Below are 17,957 nucleotides of genomic sequence, written 5' to 3' on the forward strand. Positions count from 1 at the left end.
TATTTCAAAAAATAAGCGAGTGAATAGATTTCAAAGAATTAAAGGAGTAAATATCATGACAAATCGTGTAGTCATCACGGGATACGGCATTACGTCGCCAATAGGAAACACACCAGATGAATTCTGGGCGAATCTTGAAGCGGGCAAAACCGGCATTGATGTCATCAAGAAATTTGATGCCACAGAAACAGGGATCACAGTCGCAGGAGAAGTTAAAGATTTTCCATATGACAAGTATTTCGTCCATAAAGACAAAAAACGCATGGATACTTTCAGTCTCTATGCCGTCTATGCAGCGCTTGATGCACTTGCCATGGCAAATATTGATTTAGAAAATGATGCTAACTTTGATCATGATCGCTTTGGTGCGATTATTGGCTCAGGTATCGGCGGTTTGCCAGTCATCCAAGAGCAGGGTGCACGCCTTGCAACCAAAGGACCGAAACGTGTCGCGCCTCTTTTTGTACCACTTTCAATTGCCAATATGGCGACTGGTAACGTGGCTTTGCGTGTCAATGCAAATGGTGTCAGCCGTTCTGAAGTGACAGCATGTGCAGCGGGTACAAATGCGATTGGTTCAGCCTTTCGTGAGATTAAACATGGCTATGCTGACGTCATGCTAGCAGGCGGGACTGAAGCTGCCATCTGTGATCTTGGTGTGGCAGGATTTGCCAATCTGACAGCATTGACACATGAAACAGATCCAAAACGTGCGTCTATTCCCTTTGATAAGGACCGTTCAGGCTTTGTACTCGGTGAAGGATCAGGGATTCTCGTTTTGGAAAGCCTTGAACACGCACAAGCACGTGGCGCAAATATCCTAGCTGAAATCGTGGGTTACGGCTCAACTAATGATGCTTATCATATGACAACGCCACTTCCTGACGGATCGGGCGCTGCAAAAGCCATGCAACTCGCACTCGACGAAGCAGGGCTTAAACCAAGTGACATCGGCTACATCAACGCTCACGGTACCTCAACTCAGGCCAATGAAAAAGGCGAAGCACTTGCCATTCATACCGTCTTTGGTGATGATGAAAATGTCCTTGTTTCGTCAACAAAAGCACTCACAGGCCATGCCCTTGGTGCAGCAGGCGGGATTGAAGCCATTGCGACGTTGCAAGCTATCCAACATCAATACGCACCCGTGAACGCAGGGACAAGCGAACTTGATGAAAATACAGAGAAAATCAACATTGTCCTTGGTCAAGGTAAAGCCCACAACATTAACTATGCCATCTCAAATTCATTTGGCTTTGGTGGTCACAATGCTGTTATCGCGCTTAAAAAATGGGAAGGTGAATAAATAACTAATGTCTCAGATTCAGATTAACGAAGTCAAAGACTTGCTCAGCCAATTTGACGGCTCGTCTTTGCGTGAATTTTCATATGCGACAAACGAGTTCTCACTGTCTTTCTCAAAAAATCAAGGTCAAGTTGCAGCACAAGCAGTATCCCCAGCACTACAAGCGCATCTACAGAGTGCTGAAGTACCGAGTATTTCAGAAGTATCAGCAGATGCCGCAAGTGCTGCCCCGATTGGAACAGAAAAAACAGTCACTCAAGCAGCAGAAGCTGAAGGCGATGTGGTTACAAGTCCCTTAGTTGGCGTTGCTTACCTGAAACCAGCCCCTGACAAATCTGACTTTATCTCAGTTGGCGAAACGGTCAAAAAAGGTCAAACTTTACTGATCATTGAAGCCATGAAAGTCATGAATGAAATTCCAGCACCACGCGATGGCGTGATCACTGAAATTTTGGTTGACGCTGAAGCAATGGTTGAGTACGGAGAAGGATTGGTACGCATCAAATGACGATAGATATCAATCAAATCAAAGCAGCATTGCCGCACCGTTACCCTATGCTCTTGGTCGACCGTGTGCTTGAACACTCAGATGATGAGATTACTGCCATCAAAAATGTTAGCATCAATGAACCGTTTTTTAACGGGCATTTTCCTGACTATCCTGTTATGCCAGGCGTCCTTATCATGGAGGCCCTTGCGCAAGCAGCAGGTGTTTTAGAGTTGTCAAAACCAGAAAATAAGGGCAAACTTGTCTTTTACGCTGGCATGGATGGTGTTAAGTTCAAGAAACAAGTCGTGCCAGGCGATCAGCTGGTCCTCAATGCGAAATTTATCAAGCGTCGTGGGCCGATTGCAGTCGTTGAAGCGCAGGCGACAGTTGATGGTAAACTAGCCGCAAAAGGTACTTTGACTTTTGCGATTGGCGACTAATCGTCAAATCAGATAAAAGAGAAATCATATGTTCAAAAAAATATTAATCGCCAACCGCGGTGAAATTGCGGTCCGAATCATTCGTGCAGCACGTGAATTGGGCATACAAACGGTCGCAGTCTACTCAGAAGCAGACCGGGATGCCCTCCACACCTTGCTTGCAGATGAAGCGGTCTGTATTGGCCCTGCGAAGGCAAGCGACTCCTACCTCAACATGCACCAAATCATCTCAGCTGCAGTCACGCTTAAGGCTGAGGCCATTCACCCGGGCTTTGGTTTTTTGAGTGAAAACTCAAAATTCGCTAACTTATGTGAAGAAGTCGGTGTCAAATTTATCGGTCCCTCAGCTAAAGTCATGGATACCATGGGAGATAAGATCAATGCGCGTGCACAGATGATTGCGGCAAATGTTCCGGTTATTCCAGGCTCAGATGGTGAAGTCTTTGACGCGACACAAGCGCTTGAAATCGCAAATCAGATTGGCTATCCTGTCATGCTCAAAGCCTCTGCAGGTGGCGGCGGCAAAGGCATCCGCAAGGTAAATTCACAAGAAGAGTTATTGCCAAATTTTGAGTCAGCACAGGCAGAAGCTCAGGCTGCTTTTGGCAATGGTGCTATGTATATGGAGCGTGTGATTTATCCTGCACGCCATATCGAAGTTCAGATTTTGGGCGATGAGCACGGTAACGTCATCCATCTTGGAGAGCGAGATTGTTCGCTGCAACGCAATAACCAGAAAGTTTTGGAAGAAGCACCGTCGATTGCGATTGGTCATACCCTTCGTGATAAGATTGGTGCTGCCGCTGTTGCTGCAGCCAAATATGTCGGCTATGAAAATGCAGGCACAATCGAATTTTTACTAGATGAAAAAACGGGCGAGTTCTACTTTATGGAGATGAACACACGGATCCAAGTGGAGCACCCAGTCACTGAATTTGTGACTCACGTAGACATTGTTAAAAATCAGATCAAGATTGCAGCAGGTGAAGCGCTTGAACTCACGCAAGACGACATCAAAATCACAGGTCATGCGATTGAATGTCGGATTAACGCTGAAAATCCCAAGTTTAACTTTGCACCAAGTCCAGGTAAAATCACTGATTTGTATTTGCCGTCTGGTGGTGTTGGGTTGCGTGTGGACTCAGCCATGTATCAAGGCTACACGATTCCTCCGTATTATGACAGCATGATCGCTAAAATCATCGTCCATGGGGAAAATCGTTTTGAGGCCCTCATGAAAATGCAGCGTGCACTTGTCGAGCTTGAAGTCGAGGGAGTACAGACCAATGCAGAGTTCCAGATGGATCTGATTTCAAACCGCCAGGTCGTCGCTGGGGATTATGATACAGCCTTTTTGGGAGAAGTTTTTCTACCTGATTATCTAAAAAATGAGGATTGACACAAATGGCTTTGTTTAATAAAAAAAATAAATATATTCGCATCAATCCAAATAAATCACGTCTTGACGTCGAAAATACCTTGCCCGAGGTGCCAGATGAGTTGTTTGCCAAGTGTCCAAACTGTAAGCACACGATTTATACCAAGGATTTAGGTCCTGAAAAAATCTGCCCGTCCTGTGGCTACAACTTCAGGATTTCTGCCATGGAGCGACTAGATATTGTCGCAGATGCGGGCAGTTTTTCTGAGTTGTTTACAGGGATTGCGGCGCCAGATCCGCTGAATTTTCCAGGATATCCTGATAAAGTTGCTGCTGCCAAGGCTAAAACAGGCCTTGATGAAGCGGTTTTAACAGGGACAGCCACGATTTTGGGGCAAAAAACGGCACTTGCTATCATGGACTCGAACTTTATCATGGCGTCTATGGGGATGATTGTCGGGGAAAAACTGACGCGTTTATTTGAGTATGCGCTTGCAGAAAAGCTGCCCGTCGTGATTTTTACAGCGTCTGGCGGTGCTCGCATGCAAGAAGGCATCATGAGTCTCATGCAGATGGCGAAAATCTCTGCGGCTGTCAAACGTCATAGTAAGGCGGGATTGCTTTACGTGACAGTGCTGACAGACCCGACAACGGGTGGTGTAACGGCGTCATTTGCCATGCTAGGCGACATTATCCTTGCTGAACCACAGACTTTGATAGGCTTTGCAGGGCGTCGTGTGATCGAGCAGACTGTTCGGGAAAATCTGCCTGATGATTTTCAAAAGGCGGAGTTTTTACAGGCGCATGGATTTGTTGACAAGATTGTCAAACGTACAGAGTTATCACAAGTACTGGCACAGATTTTGAGACTGCACGCACCTAAACAGGTATCAGGACAATCGCAAACAGGAGGACAAGTAAATGGCTGAAAATGCACAAAAAATCGTCCTTGCAGCACGTAGCCAAGATCGCCTGACAACGCTTGACTATGCCAAGCAGATTTTTGATGACTTTATCGAGTTTCATGGCGATCGAAATTTCAGAGATGACGGTGCAATCGTTGGCGGAATTGCTAGCCTTGCTGGGCGTCCTGTTACCATTGTCGGCATCCAAAAAGGAAAAAGTCTCAAGGATAATCTAGCTCGCAACTTTGGGCAACCGCATCCTGAGGGATACCGCAAGGCGCTGCGTCTGATGAAGCAGGCTGAAAAGTTTGGCCGCCCAATCATCACCTTTATCAACACGGCGGGGGCTTTTCCTGGATCTGGTGCTGAGGAGCGTGGTCAGGGTGAAGCGATTGCGCGTAATCTGCTTGAGATGAGTGATCTTGAGGTGCCGATTATTGCCATCATCACAGGCGAAGGCGGCTCTGGTGGTGCGCTAGCGCTTGCCGTTGCTGACCAAGTCTGGATGCTTGAGAAAGCCATGTATAGCATCTTATCACCTGAAGGATTTGCGACAATTCTTTGGAAGGATTCATCGCGCGCACCTGAGGCTGCTGAGTTGTTGAAAATCACGTCTAACGATTTACTTGCAAATGGCGTTGTTGACAAAGTCATCTCAGAAGATGAGAAGATGCTTGAAACGCTCAAAACAGCGCTTATTAGCGAGCTTGATGCTTTATCGCAGTTGTCAACTGAAGCACTTATTGCGGCACGATATGCACGATTTAGAAAGTATTAAAACAAGGCGTCATCTCAAAATGACGTTTTTTGATATAATAAAGGTTATGAAAACAGTTATGAAATTTATTTTGGCACTTATCGTGCTTGTTATCATCATTGTCGCAGGTTATATTGCTTACGTGTATCTGCAGTATCACAGGATTGCTGATGATCAGAGTTTGCCCGTCAAAAACGCCCGTCAGACTGAACAAGTTACAGCTAATACTAGCTGTAAAATCATGAGTTTTAACATCGGATACGGGTCATATCCAGCGGACTATACGTTTTTTATGGACGGCGGTAAAGAAGTTCGTGCGCGCTCGAAACAAGATGTGCTTGCGAACTTAACCGAGGACAACCAGTTGATGACGGCTGAAAATCCTGATTTTATCAACTTGCAAGAGGTGGATTATGAGGGGGATAGGTCTTTTAAGGTCAATCAACCTGATTTTTTCACCAAAAAAAATCAAGATTATTCGTCGGTTTTTGCAAATAACTATGACTCTGCCTATCTTTTTTATCCGGTTACGCAGCCGATTGGTAAGGCGAAGTCTGGCTTGTTGACATTGTCGAAGGCAAAGGTTAACCAAGCAAGACGTTTTAGCCTGCCGATTGAGAAGAATTTTAATAAATTTTTCGACTTGGACCGTGCCCTTAGTGTCAGTGAGATCAGTGTGGCAAATGGCAAAACGCTCTATCTTTACAATGTCCATATGTCAGCATTTATCAAGGATGAAGTCATTCAAAAGGCGCAGTTGACCAAGCTTTTTGATAACATGAAACAGCACGCTGATGCGGGAGATTACGTGATTTGTGGCGGTGACTATAACCACGTCTTATCTGGCAAGGCACACCCTGAGTTGACCTGGATGAAGGCATTTCCAACGGATAAGCTCGCAAAAAATATGCGTGTTGTCGCACCAACCAATGCCCCGTCAGTCCGCAGTAATGGGACAGTTTACGGTGATCATTCCACACTCGGCGTGATTGATGGTTTTCTTGTCACTGATAATATCAAAGACACCAGCATCAAAACAGTTCAAAATAACTTCAAATCCAGTGATCACAATCCTGTCGTCATGACGTTTGAGCTGAATTAAGCGTATAGGCAACATTGACCGGAAACATTACCGCAGAAATAGAAATCGAGAGAATTATGCTAAGAATTACTCAAATCAAAACGTCAATCAACGACGACATTGCAAGCGTCAAGACACAAGTGGCAAAAAAACTCAAAATCAAGCCGTCAGATATCCTTGACTACCGCATCTATAAGGAGTCAATTGATGCCAGAAAACGGGGTGAAATCAACTTTATATACACGGTTGACATCAAAGTTAAAGATGAGATGAAGTTTCTCTCTGGTAAGTATAAAAATGTCGCACAGACGCCAGATCTGACTTATAAAAATCCTGTCGTGGGAACTGCAAAGCTCACGCATCGCCCTGTCGTTATCGGTTTTGGTCCTGCGGGTATGTATGCTGCACTGTTACTTGCGCAAATGGGCTACAAGCCGCTTGTTTTGGAGCGCGGCGAAGCCGTCGATGACCGTGTCAAGTCGATTGACGCATTTTGGGAAAAAGGTCAGCTCAACCCGAAAAGTAACGTCCAGTTTGGCGAGGGTGGCGCTGGGACCTTTTCTGACGGGAAGCTGACCAGCCGTGTCAAGGATCTGCGTGGTCGCAAGGTGTTGCAAGAGCTTGTGAATCACGGGGCGCCTGAGGATATTCTCTACAAGGCGCATCCGCATGTCGGGACGGATTTGTTGCGACATATCGTCAAAAATATCCGCAAGGATATCATCTCTTTGGGTGGTGAAATCCGCTTTAACGCGCAAGTTGCAACATTTAAGATTGAAGCCGGTCGATTATCAGGCATCGTCATGTCTGACGGGAAAGAGATTGCGGCTGAACAGGTCATTCTTGCGATTGGGCATAGTGCGCGTGATACTTTTAGCGCACTTTATGAGCAAGGTGTCGATATGAGTGCTAAGGCTTTTGCGGTGGGTGTGCGCATTGAGCATCCGCAGGAAGTTATCAATCAGGCGCAGTACAAGGAGTTTGCAGGTAACCCAAGACTTGGCGCTGCTGAGTATCGTCTGACTTATAAGGCAAGCAATGGGCGTGGTGTCTACACGTTTTGCATGTGTCCCGGTGGGCTAGTCGTTGCCTCAAGCTCGGAAGCTGGTCGCCTAGTGACAAATGGCATGAGTGAGCATGCGCGTGACCAAAAAAACGCTAACAGTGGCCTTTTGGTCCAAGTTTTTCCAGAAGATTTTGCAAGTGATTCACCTCTTGCAGGAATCGAGTTTCAACGTGAGCTTGAGGCGAAAGCGTTTGAGCTGGGAGGTGCAACCTATCAGGCGCCAGCGCAATTAGTCAGTGATTTCTTAAAAAATCAAGCGTCGTCAGAGATGAAAAGTGTCACACCGAGCTATAGTCTAGGCGTCAAACCGACTGATCTAGCGCAGCTATTTCCTGACTACATCACAGAAGCCCTGCGTGAGTCTCTGACGGGACTAGACCACAAGCTTCACGGATTTGCCATGGATGATGCGGTAATGACAGGGGTTGAGTCCCGCTCATCATCGCCCGTCAGAATCAACCGCGATCCTGACGATTTCCAATCTATATCGATAAAAGGCATCTATCCAAGTGGTGAAGGCGCAGGCTTTGCGGGTGGCATCGTTTCAGCTGCGATTGATGGTTTGAAGTGTGCTGAGGCTTTGATTGAGGCTTTTGGGGTTGCTGAAGGGTGAAAGAATTTTATCGTAAATAGCAAAAAAGTGATTGTCTCTGTGGAGATGATCACTTTTTTTGTTTTTAGTTATCGTGAAACTTGATAAATTCTTCTATCTCAAATTGTAAAATGAAGTGTATAGTAGAGATATAGGTTAGGGAGGTGATAAACTTGAAACCTAGAAAATACAAAAAGAAGTCTGATGAATTCAACAACGCAAAGTTAATCCTCAAAATTGAACTTGCAACAGCGTTGATTGAACTTCTCAACAAACTTCTAAGCTAACACAGGAACCAAGGGTCGCAAGACCTGCGGTTTCGTGTACTTGTATTTTATCAAATAGAAAGGAAAAAGTAAAATGAGTAGAATTAAAAAAGTTCTCATCGGTGGTTTTAGTCTTGTGATTAAAATAAATTCTCTATCGTGTGTAAATCGAACAACATAATCTTGAATATCGTTTGCATGATAATATGGTGTGTCTCCTGGTACTCTATCAGAAGCTGTTATTGGTATTCGTAAAATGTCAAAGCGCTCAGCAATCTCAGAAAACTTTCGCTGTTCCCGAGAATAAGTTCCAGAGGAATTTTTCTTGAAAAAGGTAAATCATTTTACGAAATATCCCAGTATTTCATAAAATAGGTTGACAAACGATTTTGGCTGTGATAAAATAGTTACTGTTGATGGAATATTGAAATATTTCCGATAATCGTTATATGAGGAGATGAGTATCTTGGATAAAAGAAGAATAAGCGAATTTGTGACATTCGTGCCAGGCATCAATCCAACTAGGATTGAGAAACGGTTTGGAATAATAGATATAAATTATTATGACCAAGCATCGTTTGATCAAGATTTTAATCATAAGGATGGTTTCATTGATGAAACAATTTCAAACTCAATTACTGAAGGGATTTCTCTTGAAAGCGGTGACGTGGTGATCAGCAACGCAATGCAAATTGCTACTATAGTTGGTGTTGCAAATTCCGGGAAAATTCCATCACTTAATTTTACTAAGGTTGAATTTTCTAGTGAAGGTCTGGACAAACTTTATTTCATCTATCTGTTCAATGCTTATTCTGATGTGAGGCGGCAAAAGGAAAGAGAGCTTCAAGGGACTGGGTCGATTCTCAGGATACCAATCAAAGCTTTAAATGAAATTGTTGTACCGATCGTATCGCTGGAGCAACAACATAAAATTGGGAAAGCGTATAATGAAATGATAAAAACGCAAAGTAAGCTAAATAAGTACGCTGCGTTAATGGAACAGTTTGTTGGCACTGTACTAGAAGAAAACTTGAAGGAAAAAAAATAAGATGAGTGATTACAAAAGTAAATCTGAACTGGTGTTTGAACGTGAAGTCATCGATTACCTAACTCAAATCGGGGGAGTGAAGCAATGGGAGTACGCGAATAAAATCAAAACCACTGAGCAGTTATGGCTGAACTTTAAGAACATCTTGGAACAAAATAACAGAGCTCGTATTGATGGGCGCTTATCTGATACTGAATTTGGTCAAGTCAAGAAGGTCATCACGGCTATTGATTCACCATATCACGCTGGGCAATTTCTATATGGTGTTAACGGTGTTTCTGAAATAGAAGTTGACCTTGATAATGGGAAGCATGTCTTTTTAACGGTATTTGACCAGGCGCAAGTAGCCGGTGGGAACACTGTCTATCAAGTTGTCAACCAGATTGAACGGCCGAAAGTCGTCGATGGGAAACGGAGTCGTCGTTTTGATGTGACGATGCTGATTAATGGGCTGCCAATTATTCAAATCGAATTGAAAAAAGCACTTCATACGACAACAGAGTCACTCAACCAAATGGAGCAATATATCGCTGAAAAACAATATAGCGGAATCTTTTCGACCCTGCAAATATTGATTGCGATGACACCACATGATATTCGTTACATGGCGAACACAAAACTTGAAAGCTTTAACCGGGCCTTTGCCTTTAATTGGCAAAATGAGGATGATGCCAAACCAGTGCGGTCGTGGAAAACATTTGCTGATAAAGTTCTTTCGATTCCCATGGCCCATGATTTGGCAACGCGTTATATGGTTTTAGATGGAACGAAGACTAAGGAAAGCATCAAAGTTATGCGTCCGTATCAGGTTTATGCGACCAAAAGAGTACTTGATAAAGTCCGTAAATTCGATTTTAACTACGATGATGGGAAATTGGGATACATCTGGCATACCACAGGTAGTGGTAAAACAATCACGAGTTTCAAAACAGCGTGGCTTGCGAGTCGTTTATCTAATGTAGATAAGGTCGTTTTCCTCGTTGACCGTATCGCTCTGACCAATCAAACCTCGGATGCTTATCAAGCCTATGATCCAGTTGCTGGGTTTGAAGGGAAAACAGGTGTTGTAAGTGATACCGCTAACATATCCGATTTGCACCGAAAACTTACGAAGAAGAGCGACAAGAATATCGTGGTAACTAGTATCCAAAAGATGTCTCGCTATGTTTCTCGTGATAGCTTCAAGAAGTTGAATGAAAACATTCTCTTTATTGTAGACGAAGCGCATCGCTCAACTGGTGATGGTACTGAGAATGAAGGGATGCTAGAAAGTATTCGCAAAGCCATCCCTAATTCAGCGTGGGTGGGGTATACGGGGACGCCAAAATTCCCTGAAACTCGCCAAATTTTTGGTGATATTTTGCACGCTTATACGATTAAAGAAGCAATCGCGGATAAGAATGTTCTCGGCTTTAATGTTGAGTTTAAAGAAACCATTGCCCCCCCGGAAGATCCAACTGAGGAAGATATTGATGATAACATCAAAGATAGTGTCTATGATACCAGTTCTGAACACGTTGAGTTGGTCGTGAAAGATATTTTCCAAAACTGGAAGGAACGATCGAACGATGGGAAGTACAATGCGTTATTCACGGTACACGTTGGTGGGAACAAGGCTTCAACACCACGGGCGATGGAATATTTCGATAAGTTTGCAGAAATTAATGCTACTAAACCAGAGGAAGAACGATTGAAGGTAGCGGTAAGCTTTTCAGCAACCACTTCAAATAACAGCCATCAATTGAAGACGAACGAAAACTTGCACAAGGCAATCAAAAGCTACAACAAGCTTTTTGGCACAGCGTGGGATATGACGACCGTCAAACAATATACTGAGGATTTAGCTCGCCGACTGAATAAATCCGCGGATGATAGAAACTATCTCGACTTAGTAATCGTTGTCGATCAATTGCTTACTGGGTTTGATGCGCCAGAGATGAACACCCTTTATGTCGACCGCACTTTAAAAGCGGGGAACTTAATCCAAGCTTATTCTCGTACGAACCGCATGCATAACCTTCAAGAAAAACCTTGGGGGAATGTGGTGAACTACCGCTGGCCGGTTCAAAACGAACTAGAAATGAACAAGGCTTTTTATGTTTATTCTAACCGCGAATCAGCTTATGAAAAGATTGATCTGGAGTTAGGTGAACTGAAGGAAGGCAATCAGGAAGCAGGGATTCTTTCTAAGGCATTTAGTGAAGTTCAAAGTGAGATGCAAGCTGTTGTTAAGAAACTCGGACAATTGACGGATGACTTTGTTCAGTTGCCACCAAGTGAAAAAGCGCAGGACGAGCTCTTTGAACAACTGAAAGAATACAATCGTTTGCTCAGTCAATTGAAACAATATACTGAGGATGATGATAAAAATCCAGTATCAGCCTATGGTGATACTGAAGGCTTCTTTAATCGTATTGGCATAACCGAAGAGCAGGAAGTCATTTTGACGACTGTTATCGCGGGAGAACTAAAAGAACGCCGTGCAAAGCATGAAGATATCGATATTTCGCAAGTCAACTTAGCGATGGTTCATATCCATGATGTGACAATCAATTATGATTATCTGATTGACCTAATTGCCCAAATGGCGGATCAGGTTCATGATGATAAGATGGACGATGCACAAAAGACGTTTGAAGATATTCATATTGAAATTGCGAAGTCTGACAACGATATAGAAAAATCGAAGATGCGAAACTTCGTAGATAAGATTTTCACGAAAGACTTTACGTTTGATAGTTATCCTGCACCTACTGATGTCGAGATGATGAACCAAGCGATGGATAAATCTCAGAAAGAAACAAATATCCAATTGTTCACTAACTTCGTTCGTAAATGGGGCTTAGACAATAGTACGAAGCCTAGAGATATCGAAAATCTCATCAAGAAGCATCGTGTGGGACAAGAAGACATGGATAAACAAAACGAGCTGACTACGATTATGAATGATGCTCGTTTTGACTACAAAGAAATTGCAGTAGCAGAAGTGGCAGCTTTATCTTGGGTCAAATACCGTATTGAATTCCGCAAGGCGTTTTATGATCTTGCAGATGAAATCAAAAAAGGCGAATAGCCTGATTAACAATTAATAGGTGCAGGCATTTTCTGAACAAATAAAAAATAGGAGGATAAGATGAACGAGATACAATTTTTAATCTACGAAGACGTTGAAAAAGTTCAAGTTATAGTCCAAGATGAAACGATTTGGGCTACCCAAAAAACCATTGCAGATTTATTTGACGTGGATAGAACTTCGATTTCCCGTCACTTGAAAAATATCTTCGAAACTGGAGAGTTGGATGAAAAAGTGGTATGTGCGGAAATTGCACACACCACTCAACATGGCGCGATTGAAGGGAAGACACAGACGAAGGCGGTTAAATATTACAATCTGGATGCTATAATTTCAGTCGGATACCGTGTGAACTCCCAAAAAGCAACCAAGTTTCGAATCTGGGCTACAAATGTTTTGAAAGAATTTATTCAAAAAGGTTTCGCAATTGATGTAGAGCGGATGAAACAAGGGGAGAACACTTTCGGAAAAGATTATTTCCGCGAGTTGCTTGAAACAGTTCGGAGTATTCGAGCGAGTGAACGTCGAATTTGGCAACAAATTACAGATGTATTTGCAGAAATTTCTTTTGATTATGATCTTAATTCGGAAATTACAAAGAGGTTCTATGCAACGGTTCAAAATAAGTTTCATTATGCGATAACTGGTAAGACAGCTGCTGAAATAATTTTTGATAGCGCAGATCGCGATAAGAATAATATGGGACTGACTACTTGGAAGAACTCTCCTGACGGTCGTATTCTTCAATCTGATGTGATGATAGCCAAGAACTATCTGTCAGAAAAGGAAATCAAAAGTCTAGAGCGTAATGTGTCGGCATACTTTGATTACGTTGAACGTTTGCTTGAAGATGAAACGCTTCTTGGCATGGAGGGCTTTGCAACTAGCATCGACGAATTCTTAAAATTCAACCGATACGATATTTTGACTGGAGCAGGATGTATTAGTCACCAAAAAGCTAAAGATAAAGCAATCGGCGAATACAAAGAATTCAATAAACACAAAAAAATAACGTCAGACTTTGATAAGCTTGTTAAAAAGCTAGAGTCAAGGAAAGGGGGCGTTAAATGAGTGATAAAACAACAAACGGACCAGCTATCAGATTCAAAGGCTTTACTGACGCTTGGGAACAGTGTAAGTTAATGGAAGTTGGCGAAATAGTAACTGGTTCTACCCCGCCAACTTCAAATGCTGATAATTATTCATCAGATGGTTCTCCATGGATTACACCAACAGACATTAAATCTCAAACAATTTCGGATTCACCCAAAAAACTTTCTGCTCAAGGGGAATCAATATCAAGAATGGTTCCAGCTGGTACAATTCTTGTAACCAGTATTGCTAGTATTGGAAAAAATACAATGTTGACAGTGCGCGGGAGTTTTAATCAACAGATTAACGGAGTTGTTCCAAACGAAAATAATGATTCATATTTCTTACTCACAATGTCAGAAATTTGGTCGAAGAAGATGAAATCATTTGCAAGTTCAGGCACTATGCAAATAGTAAATAAGACTGAATTTAGTAAAATGAAATTTGAGTTTCCTAAGTCAAAACGAGAACAAACCCAAATCGGGCAGTTCTTCGCCAAACTCGACGACCTTATCGCCCTTCATCAGCGTGAGTATGACAAAACGGTCAACATCAAAAAAGCCATGCTTGAAAAAATGTTCCCGAAAGATGGCGAAGATAAACCCGAAATCCGCTTTGACAGATTCACTGACGCTTGGGAACAGCGGAAGTTAGGTGAAGTTACTGATAGAGTTCGCGGAAATGATGGACGAATGGATTTACCAACTCTTACAATGTCTGCCGGAAATGGTTGGATGAATCAGATTGATAGATTTTCCGGGAATATCGCTGGAAAAGAACAAAAGAATTATACTCTCTTGTCTAAAAGTGAATTATCTTATAATCACGGAAATTCTAAACTTGCAAAATATGGAGTTGTTTTTGAGTTGAAAGACTATGAAGAAGCTCTAGTTCCAAGGGTTTATCACAGTTTTAAATCAAATGATAAATCTGTGCCATTATTTCTTGAGTATATTTTTGCAACTAAACAACCAGACCGAGAACTTGGGAAATTAGTTTCATCTGGTGCACGAATGGACGGACTGTTAAATATTAACTTTGATGATTTTATGGGAATTAAAATTAAACTTCCCGCTATCGATGAACAAAAGAAAATCAGTTCGTTCTTCAAACAACTAGACGACCTTATCGCCCTTCATCAGCATGAGTTGGAATTGATGAAAATAATTAAGAAATCGCTACTTAAGGCGATGTTTGTATAAAAATAACAAAGGAGAACTGAAAACATGAGTAATACAACAGAAATTACCAATAAACTTTGGGCTATGGCCAACAAACTTCGAGGAACGATGGATGCGAGTGAATACAAGAACTATATCTTGCCGTTCATGTTCTACCGTTACCTGTCTGAAAACCAATATGATTACCTTAAAGCGAATCACTTGGAGGATTTTTACACAGTAACTGACGAAGAAGAGCGTGAAGAATACCTTGAAGAAAGTAGCCGTGGATTGGGTTACGCCATTGTGCCAGAGTACACATGGGAAGAAGTGGTTTCTAAAATCGAAAACCATAAAATCAAAGCCAGCGACTTCCAAGATATGTTTGATTCATTCAATAAGAATGCCAAACGTAATCCGGTAGCCGAAGCTGATTTTGCTAATGTATTTTCAGATGTCAATTTAGGAGATAGTCGTCTCGGTTCAAGTACTAATGAACGTGCGAAAGCGCTTAATGATATTGTTCTGATGATTAATGAGTTCATTTTTAAAGACGAGTCTGGGCACGATATTCTTGGCGATGTCTATGAGTACTTAATTGGCCAATTTGCAGCGAATGCCGGTAAAAAGGGCGGAGAATTCTATACGCCTCATGAGGTTAGCCAAATCTTAGCTAAACTTGTTACGCTTGATGTTAAAGAAAGTAACGACCAGTTTAGAGTGTATGACCCGACAATGGGATCGGGATCGCTTCTCCTTACGGTTCAAAAGGAATTGCCAAACGGTGATAAAGAAGGAAGTGTTGAGTTCTATGGTCAAGAGTTAAATACAACAACTTATAACTTGGCTCGCATGAACTTGATGATGCACGGTGTTAACTACCGAAATATGGAACTTAAACGTGCAAACACTTTGGATGCTGACTGGCCATTTTCCGAAAAAGATGGCATTCAAACACCACTGAAATTTAATGCTGTGGTCGCGAACCCACCTTATTCTCAACCCTGGGATATCAAGACTATTGACCGAGAGAAAGATACTCGTTTCAAAGGTTTTGGTGTTGCGCCAGCTTCAAAAGCAGATTATGCCTTTGTATTGCATGGTCTTGATCACTTAGATAAAGAAGGAACCATGGCCATCGTATTACCTCACGGGGTGCTATTCCGTGGCGCTTCAGAAGGTAAAATCCGAAAAAATATCATTAAAGAGAATTTACTTGATACTGTCATTGGGTTGCCTGCGAACCTATTCTATGGAACGAGTATTCCAACATGCGTCTTAGTATTTAAAGGGCGAGAAGCTCGCGGTGAGAACAAAGATATCTTGTTCATCGATGCATCAAGCGAGTTTGAAAAAGGTAAGAACCAAAACAAGCTTACTCAAGAAAACATCGCTAAGATCCTTGAAACCTATCATAATCGTGAAGACGTTGAAAAGTATGCTCACGTTGCAACTTTGGACGAAATTAAAGAAAACGGCTATAACCTGAACATCCCTCGTTATGTAGATACATTCGAGGAAGATGTTGTTGTTCCGCTTCCAGAGGTAGCTAAAGAACTCAAAGAGGTTCGCGAGGAAATTCAAACGGCAACTACTGATTTATTTAACCTCCTTGGGGAGTTGGAGGGCACAACAGACGAGGCAAAGAACGAACTTAGTAGCTTTTTAGAGTTGATAAAACGATAGGAAGCGGTCTGTAAGGCTAGGTGGTTGCCTCCAGCCTTTAGTCTAATTTTGGGGAATAGCGTCAGTTTTGGGGACGCAACAACCTGTGTATGCTTTATTATTAAAAAATAACTTATAATTGAAATTTGTTCGAAAAACTTAAAATTTTCATTTACAAATGAATTTTAAAACACAATCAAGCGTCAATCCCTTCAAAACAAAACACCAATCAAGATACTCAAGGCTAACGCCCCATTAAAAATCATCAGATTGTGAACGGACAGGATAAAAGTTTCTCTTTTGTCCTGTTTTTTTAGGAATTTTGTGATGTTGTTGATGATCAGCGGTGTGATTAGGAGCATGAGTAGGCAGTTTTTTGGAAGGATGGATAGGAAGATAGCACAGAGAATAGCAGCGCTTGCAAGGCAGTAGACGCCGACAAATAAGTTTAGTGCCGAAGAAATCCCAATAAAATGAGGTAAGGTCAGGCGGCCGTTTTTCTCGTCCTGGGTCAGATCACAGATATTGTCTGCTAGCATGACATTGAAGTTCATGCAAAAACACATGAGGCCGACAAGGGCAATCGGTGTGAGCGTAGCGACATCGACTTTGAAAGTCAGCAACCATTTGGCAAAATCGAGCGTAAAATAGCCCTGATCAAAGCTGTTGATATAGATGCCAAAGAAAAAGCCGCAGATGCCCTCAGCAAAGCCAGCAAGCACTTCACCCAACGGAAAGCGGGAGAAGGCGAAGGGACCAAAGGTGTAGAAAACGGCGATAATAAAGCAAAGTGCACCGATGGGCAGGATGGCGAGGTTGGTGGTGAGAACGACGCCGATGCCAACGATGATATCGATTGCAAGGAGCAACAGGCAGACTTTTAGCGCGAGTTTTGGGTCGATGTTTCGGGTGGATAGGATATTTTCGTGCGTCTTATAGTCGGGATCGAGCGCCTTTTTGTAGTCCATGAGGTTATTCCAGGCGCTCACAAATAGGTTAATGGCAATGAGGCCGATGAAAAAAAGGAGCGTTGGCAACAGGTGAAAACTGTTGAAATAGTAAAGCGAAAAAATCAGCCCGGCAATTGGTGAGAGCAGTGCGGCTGGCAGGGTCTGGATGCGGGTGAAGTTGAGGAAGGTCTTGAAAGACATGACAATGGTGCTCCTTATGGGTCTAATGTTCGGGTTTTACGTGTGTTTTATCTAAAAATCAATATTTTTGTCGAAATTTTCTAAAAATAACGCTGAAAATGTGCTATACTTATTGTAATATCATTATATCAAAATATGTGGCGAGAATCGTCATATCGGCTAAAATAGCTAAAAGGAGAAGAAAATGCGCGCAATAGTAACAGTGATTGGTCAAGACAAAACAGGGATTGTAGCGGGGGTTTCAACGCGTTTGAGTGAGCTTGAAATCAACATTATCGATATGTCACAAACGATCATGGATGGCTTTTTCACGATGAACATGGTGGTTGAGATTGATGAAGCAAGCAAAAACTTTGCGGACGTTAAGGCAAACTTGACAGAGCTTGGTGACGAGTTGAAAGTGGACATCAAGATCATGAATGAAGCGATTTTTCAAGCTATGCACCAACTTTAATTCAGTAGCAGCGCGTGATTGCAGGGGCTTAAC

General features: G+C 42.5%; 15 protein-coding genes. 14 read left to right on the top strand and 1 reads right to left on the bottom strand.

Annotated elements, in window-relative coordinates:
* Positions 1-55: 55 nt before the first annotated feature.
* From fabF to Hs20B_RS00445, 13 genes are all read left to right on the top strand, one after another.
* Positions 56-1,306: a beta-ketoacyl-ACP synthase II gene (fabF, locus tag Hs20B_RS00385; RefSeq protein WP_172354497.1), complete on the top strand. Its 1,251-nt coding sequence runs from the start codon at positions 56-58 to the stop codon at positions 1,304-1,306.
* 16 nt (positions 1,307-1,322) lie between these two features.
* On the top strand, positions 1,323-1,814 hold the full coding sequence (gene accB, locus Hs20B_RS00390) for an acetyl-CoA carboxylase biotin carboxyl carrier protein (RefSeq protein ID WP_172355146.1): 492 nt from the start codon (positions 1,323-1,325) through the stop codon (positions 1,812-1,814).
* A complete protein-coding gene (gene fabZ / locus Hs20B_RS00395; protein WP_172354499.1) occupies positions 1,811-2,236 on the top strand; it encodes a 3-hydroxyacyl-ACP dehydratase FabZ in 426 nt (141 codons plus the stop codon). Before accB ends, fabZ begins: the two co-directional genes overlap by 4 nt.
* 28 nt (positions 2,237-2,264) lie before the next feature.
* Positions 2,265-3,635 carry an acetyl-CoA carboxylase biotin carboxylase subunit gene (locus Hs20B_RS00400; protein ID WP_172354501.1) on the top strand — a complete coding sequence of 457 codons (1,371 nt, stop codon included), beginning with the start codon at positions 2,265-2,267 and terminating at the stop codon, positions 3,633-3,635.
* Positions 3,636-3,640: 5 nt separating this feature from the next.
* A complete protein-coding gene (gene accD / locus Hs20B_RS00405) occupies positions 3,641-4,543 on the top strand; it encodes an acetyl-CoA carboxylase, carboxyltransferase subunit beta (RefSeq protein ID WP_172354503.1) in 903 nt (300 codons plus the stop codon).
* The gene (locus Hs20B_RS00410; RefSeq protein WP_172354505.1) at positions 4,536-5,297 is read left to right on the top strand and encodes an acetyl-CoA carboxylase carboxyl transferase subunit alpha; all 762 of its coding nucleotides are present in this window, start codon (positions 4,536-4,538) and stop codon (positions 5,295-5,297) included. The genes accD and Hs20B_RS00410 overlap by 8 nt, the downstream gene beginning before the upstream one ends.
* Positions 5,298-5,343: 46 nt before the next feature.
* Positions 5,344-6,378 (top strand): endonuclease/exonuclease/phosphatase family protein, encoded by a 1,035-nt coding sequence (locus tag Hs20B_RS00415; protein WP_228407412.1) that lies wholly within the window; start codon positions 5,344-5,346, stop codon positions 6,376-6,378.
* Between the two features lie 56 nt (positions 6,379-6,434).
* A complete protein-coding gene (locus Hs20B_RS00420; RefSeq protein ID WP_172354507.1) occupies positions 6,435-8,036 on the top strand; it encodes an NAD(P)/FAD-dependent oxidoreductase in 1,602 nt (533 codons plus the stop codon).
* 711 nt (positions 8,037-8,747) lie between these two features.
* The gene (locus tag Hs20B_RS00425) at positions 8,748-9,329 is read left to right on the top strand and encodes a restriction endonuclease subunit S domain-containing protein (protein WP_172354509.1); all 582 of its coding nucleotides are present in this window, start codon (positions 8,748-8,750) and stop codon (positions 9,327-9,329) included.
* A 1-nt stretch (position 9,330) separates the two neighbouring features.
* Positions 9,331-12,402: a type I restriction endonuclease subunit R gene (locus Hs20B_RS00430; protein ID WP_172354511.1), complete on the top strand. Its 3,072-nt coding sequence runs from the start codon at positions 9,331-9,333 to the stop codon at positions 12,400-12,402.
* A 60-nt stretch (positions 12,403-12,462) separates the two neighbouring features.
* Positions 12,463-13,473: a virulence RhuM family protein gene (locus Hs20B_RS00435; protein WP_172354513.1), complete on the top strand. Its 1,011-nt coding sequence runs from the start codon at positions 12,463-12,465 to the stop codon at positions 13,471-13,473.
* On the top strand, positions 13,470-14,696 hold the full coding sequence (locus Hs20B_RS00440) for a restriction endonuclease subunit S (protein WP_172354515.1): 1,227 nt from the start codon (positions 13,470-13,472) through the stop codon (positions 14,694-14,696). Before Hs20B_RS00435 ends, Hs20B_RS00440 begins: the two co-directional genes overlap by 4 nt.
* Before the next feature lie 24 nt (positions 14,697-14,720).
* On the top strand, positions 14,721-16,340 hold the full coding sequence (locus Hs20B_RS00445) for a type I restriction-modification system subunit M (RefSeq protein ID WP_172354517.1): 1,620 nt from the start codon (positions 14,721-14,723) through the stop codon (positions 16,338-16,340).
* A 191-nt stretch (positions 16,341-16,531) separates the two neighbouring features.
* Here the strand turns inward: Hs20B_RS00445 and Hs20B_RS00450 are convergent, their stop codons facing one another.
* A complete protein-coding gene (locus tag Hs20B_RS00450; RefSeq protein ID WP_172354519.1) occupies positions 16,532-17,470 on the bottom strand; it encodes a UbiA family prenyltransferase in 939 nt (312 codons plus the stop codon).
* Positions 17,471-17,654: 184 nt separating this feature from the next.
* Here Hs20B_RS00450 and Hs20B_RS00455 point away from each other — a divergent pair, with 184 nt between their 5' ends.
* Positions 17,655-17,924: an ACT domain-containing protein gene (locus Hs20B_RS00455; protein WP_172354521.1), complete on the top strand. Its 270-nt coding sequence runs from the start codon at positions 17,655-17,657 to the stop codon at positions 17,922-17,924.
* The last annotated feature ends 33 nt before the right edge of the window (positions 17,925-17,957 follow it).

This window comes from Pseudolactococcus insecticola, from assembly GCF_011170065.1.
GTDB classification, from domain to species: domain Bacteria; phylum Bacillota; class Bacilli; order Lactobacillales; family Streptococcaceae; genus Pseudolactococcus; species Pseudolactococcus insecticola.

Coding starts and splice junctions, on each gene's coding strand:
- fabF (WP_172354497.1), top strand. CDS start 56: ATGACAAATCGTGTAGTCATCACGGGATACGGCATTACGTCGCCAATA.
- fabZ (WP_172354499.1), top strand. CDS start 1,811: ATGACGATAGATATCAATCAAATCAAAGCAGCATTGCCGCACCGTTAC.
- Hs20B_RS00400 (WP_172354501.1), top strand. CDS start 2,265: ATGTTCAAAAAAATATTAATCGCCAACCGCGGTGAAATTGCGGTCCGA.
- accD (WP_172354503.1), top strand. CDS start 3,641: ATGGCTTTGTTTAATAAAAAAAATAAATATATTCGCATCAATCCAAAT.
- Hs20B_RS00410 (WP_172354505.1), top strand. CDS start 4,536: ATGGCTGAAAATGCACAAAAAATCGTCCTTGCAGCACGTAGCCAAGAT.
- Hs20B_RS00415 (WP_228407412.1), top strand. CDS start 5,344: ATGAAAACAGTTATGAAATTTATTTTGGCACTTATCGTGCTTGTTATC.
- Hs20B_RS00420 (WP_172354507.1), top strand. CDS start 6,435: ATGCTAAGAATTACTCAAATCAAAACGTCAATCAACGACGACATTGCA.
- Hs20B_RS00430 (WP_172354511.1), top strand. CDS start 9,331: ATGAGTGATTACAAAAGTAAATCTGAACTGGTGTTTGAACGTGAAGTC.
- Hs20B_RS00435 (WP_172354513.1), top strand. CDS start 12,463: ATGAACGAGATACAATTTTTAATCTACGAAGACGTTGAAAAAGTTCAA.
- Hs20B_RS00440 (WP_172354515.1), top strand. CDS start 13,470: ATGAGTGATAAAACAACAAACGGACCAGCTATCAGATTCAAAGGCTTT.
- Hs20B_RS00445 (WP_172354517.1), top strand. CDS start 14,721: ATGAGTAATACAACAGAAATTACCAATAAACTTTGGGCTATGGCCAAC.
- Hs20B_RS00450 (WP_172354519.1), bottom strand. CDS start 17,470: ATGTCTTTCAAGACCTTCCTCAACTTCACCCGCATCCAGACCCTGCCA.
- Hs20B_RS00455 (WP_172354521.1), top strand. CDS start 17,655: ATGCGCGCAATAGTAACAGTGATTGGTCAAGACAAAACAGGGATTGTA.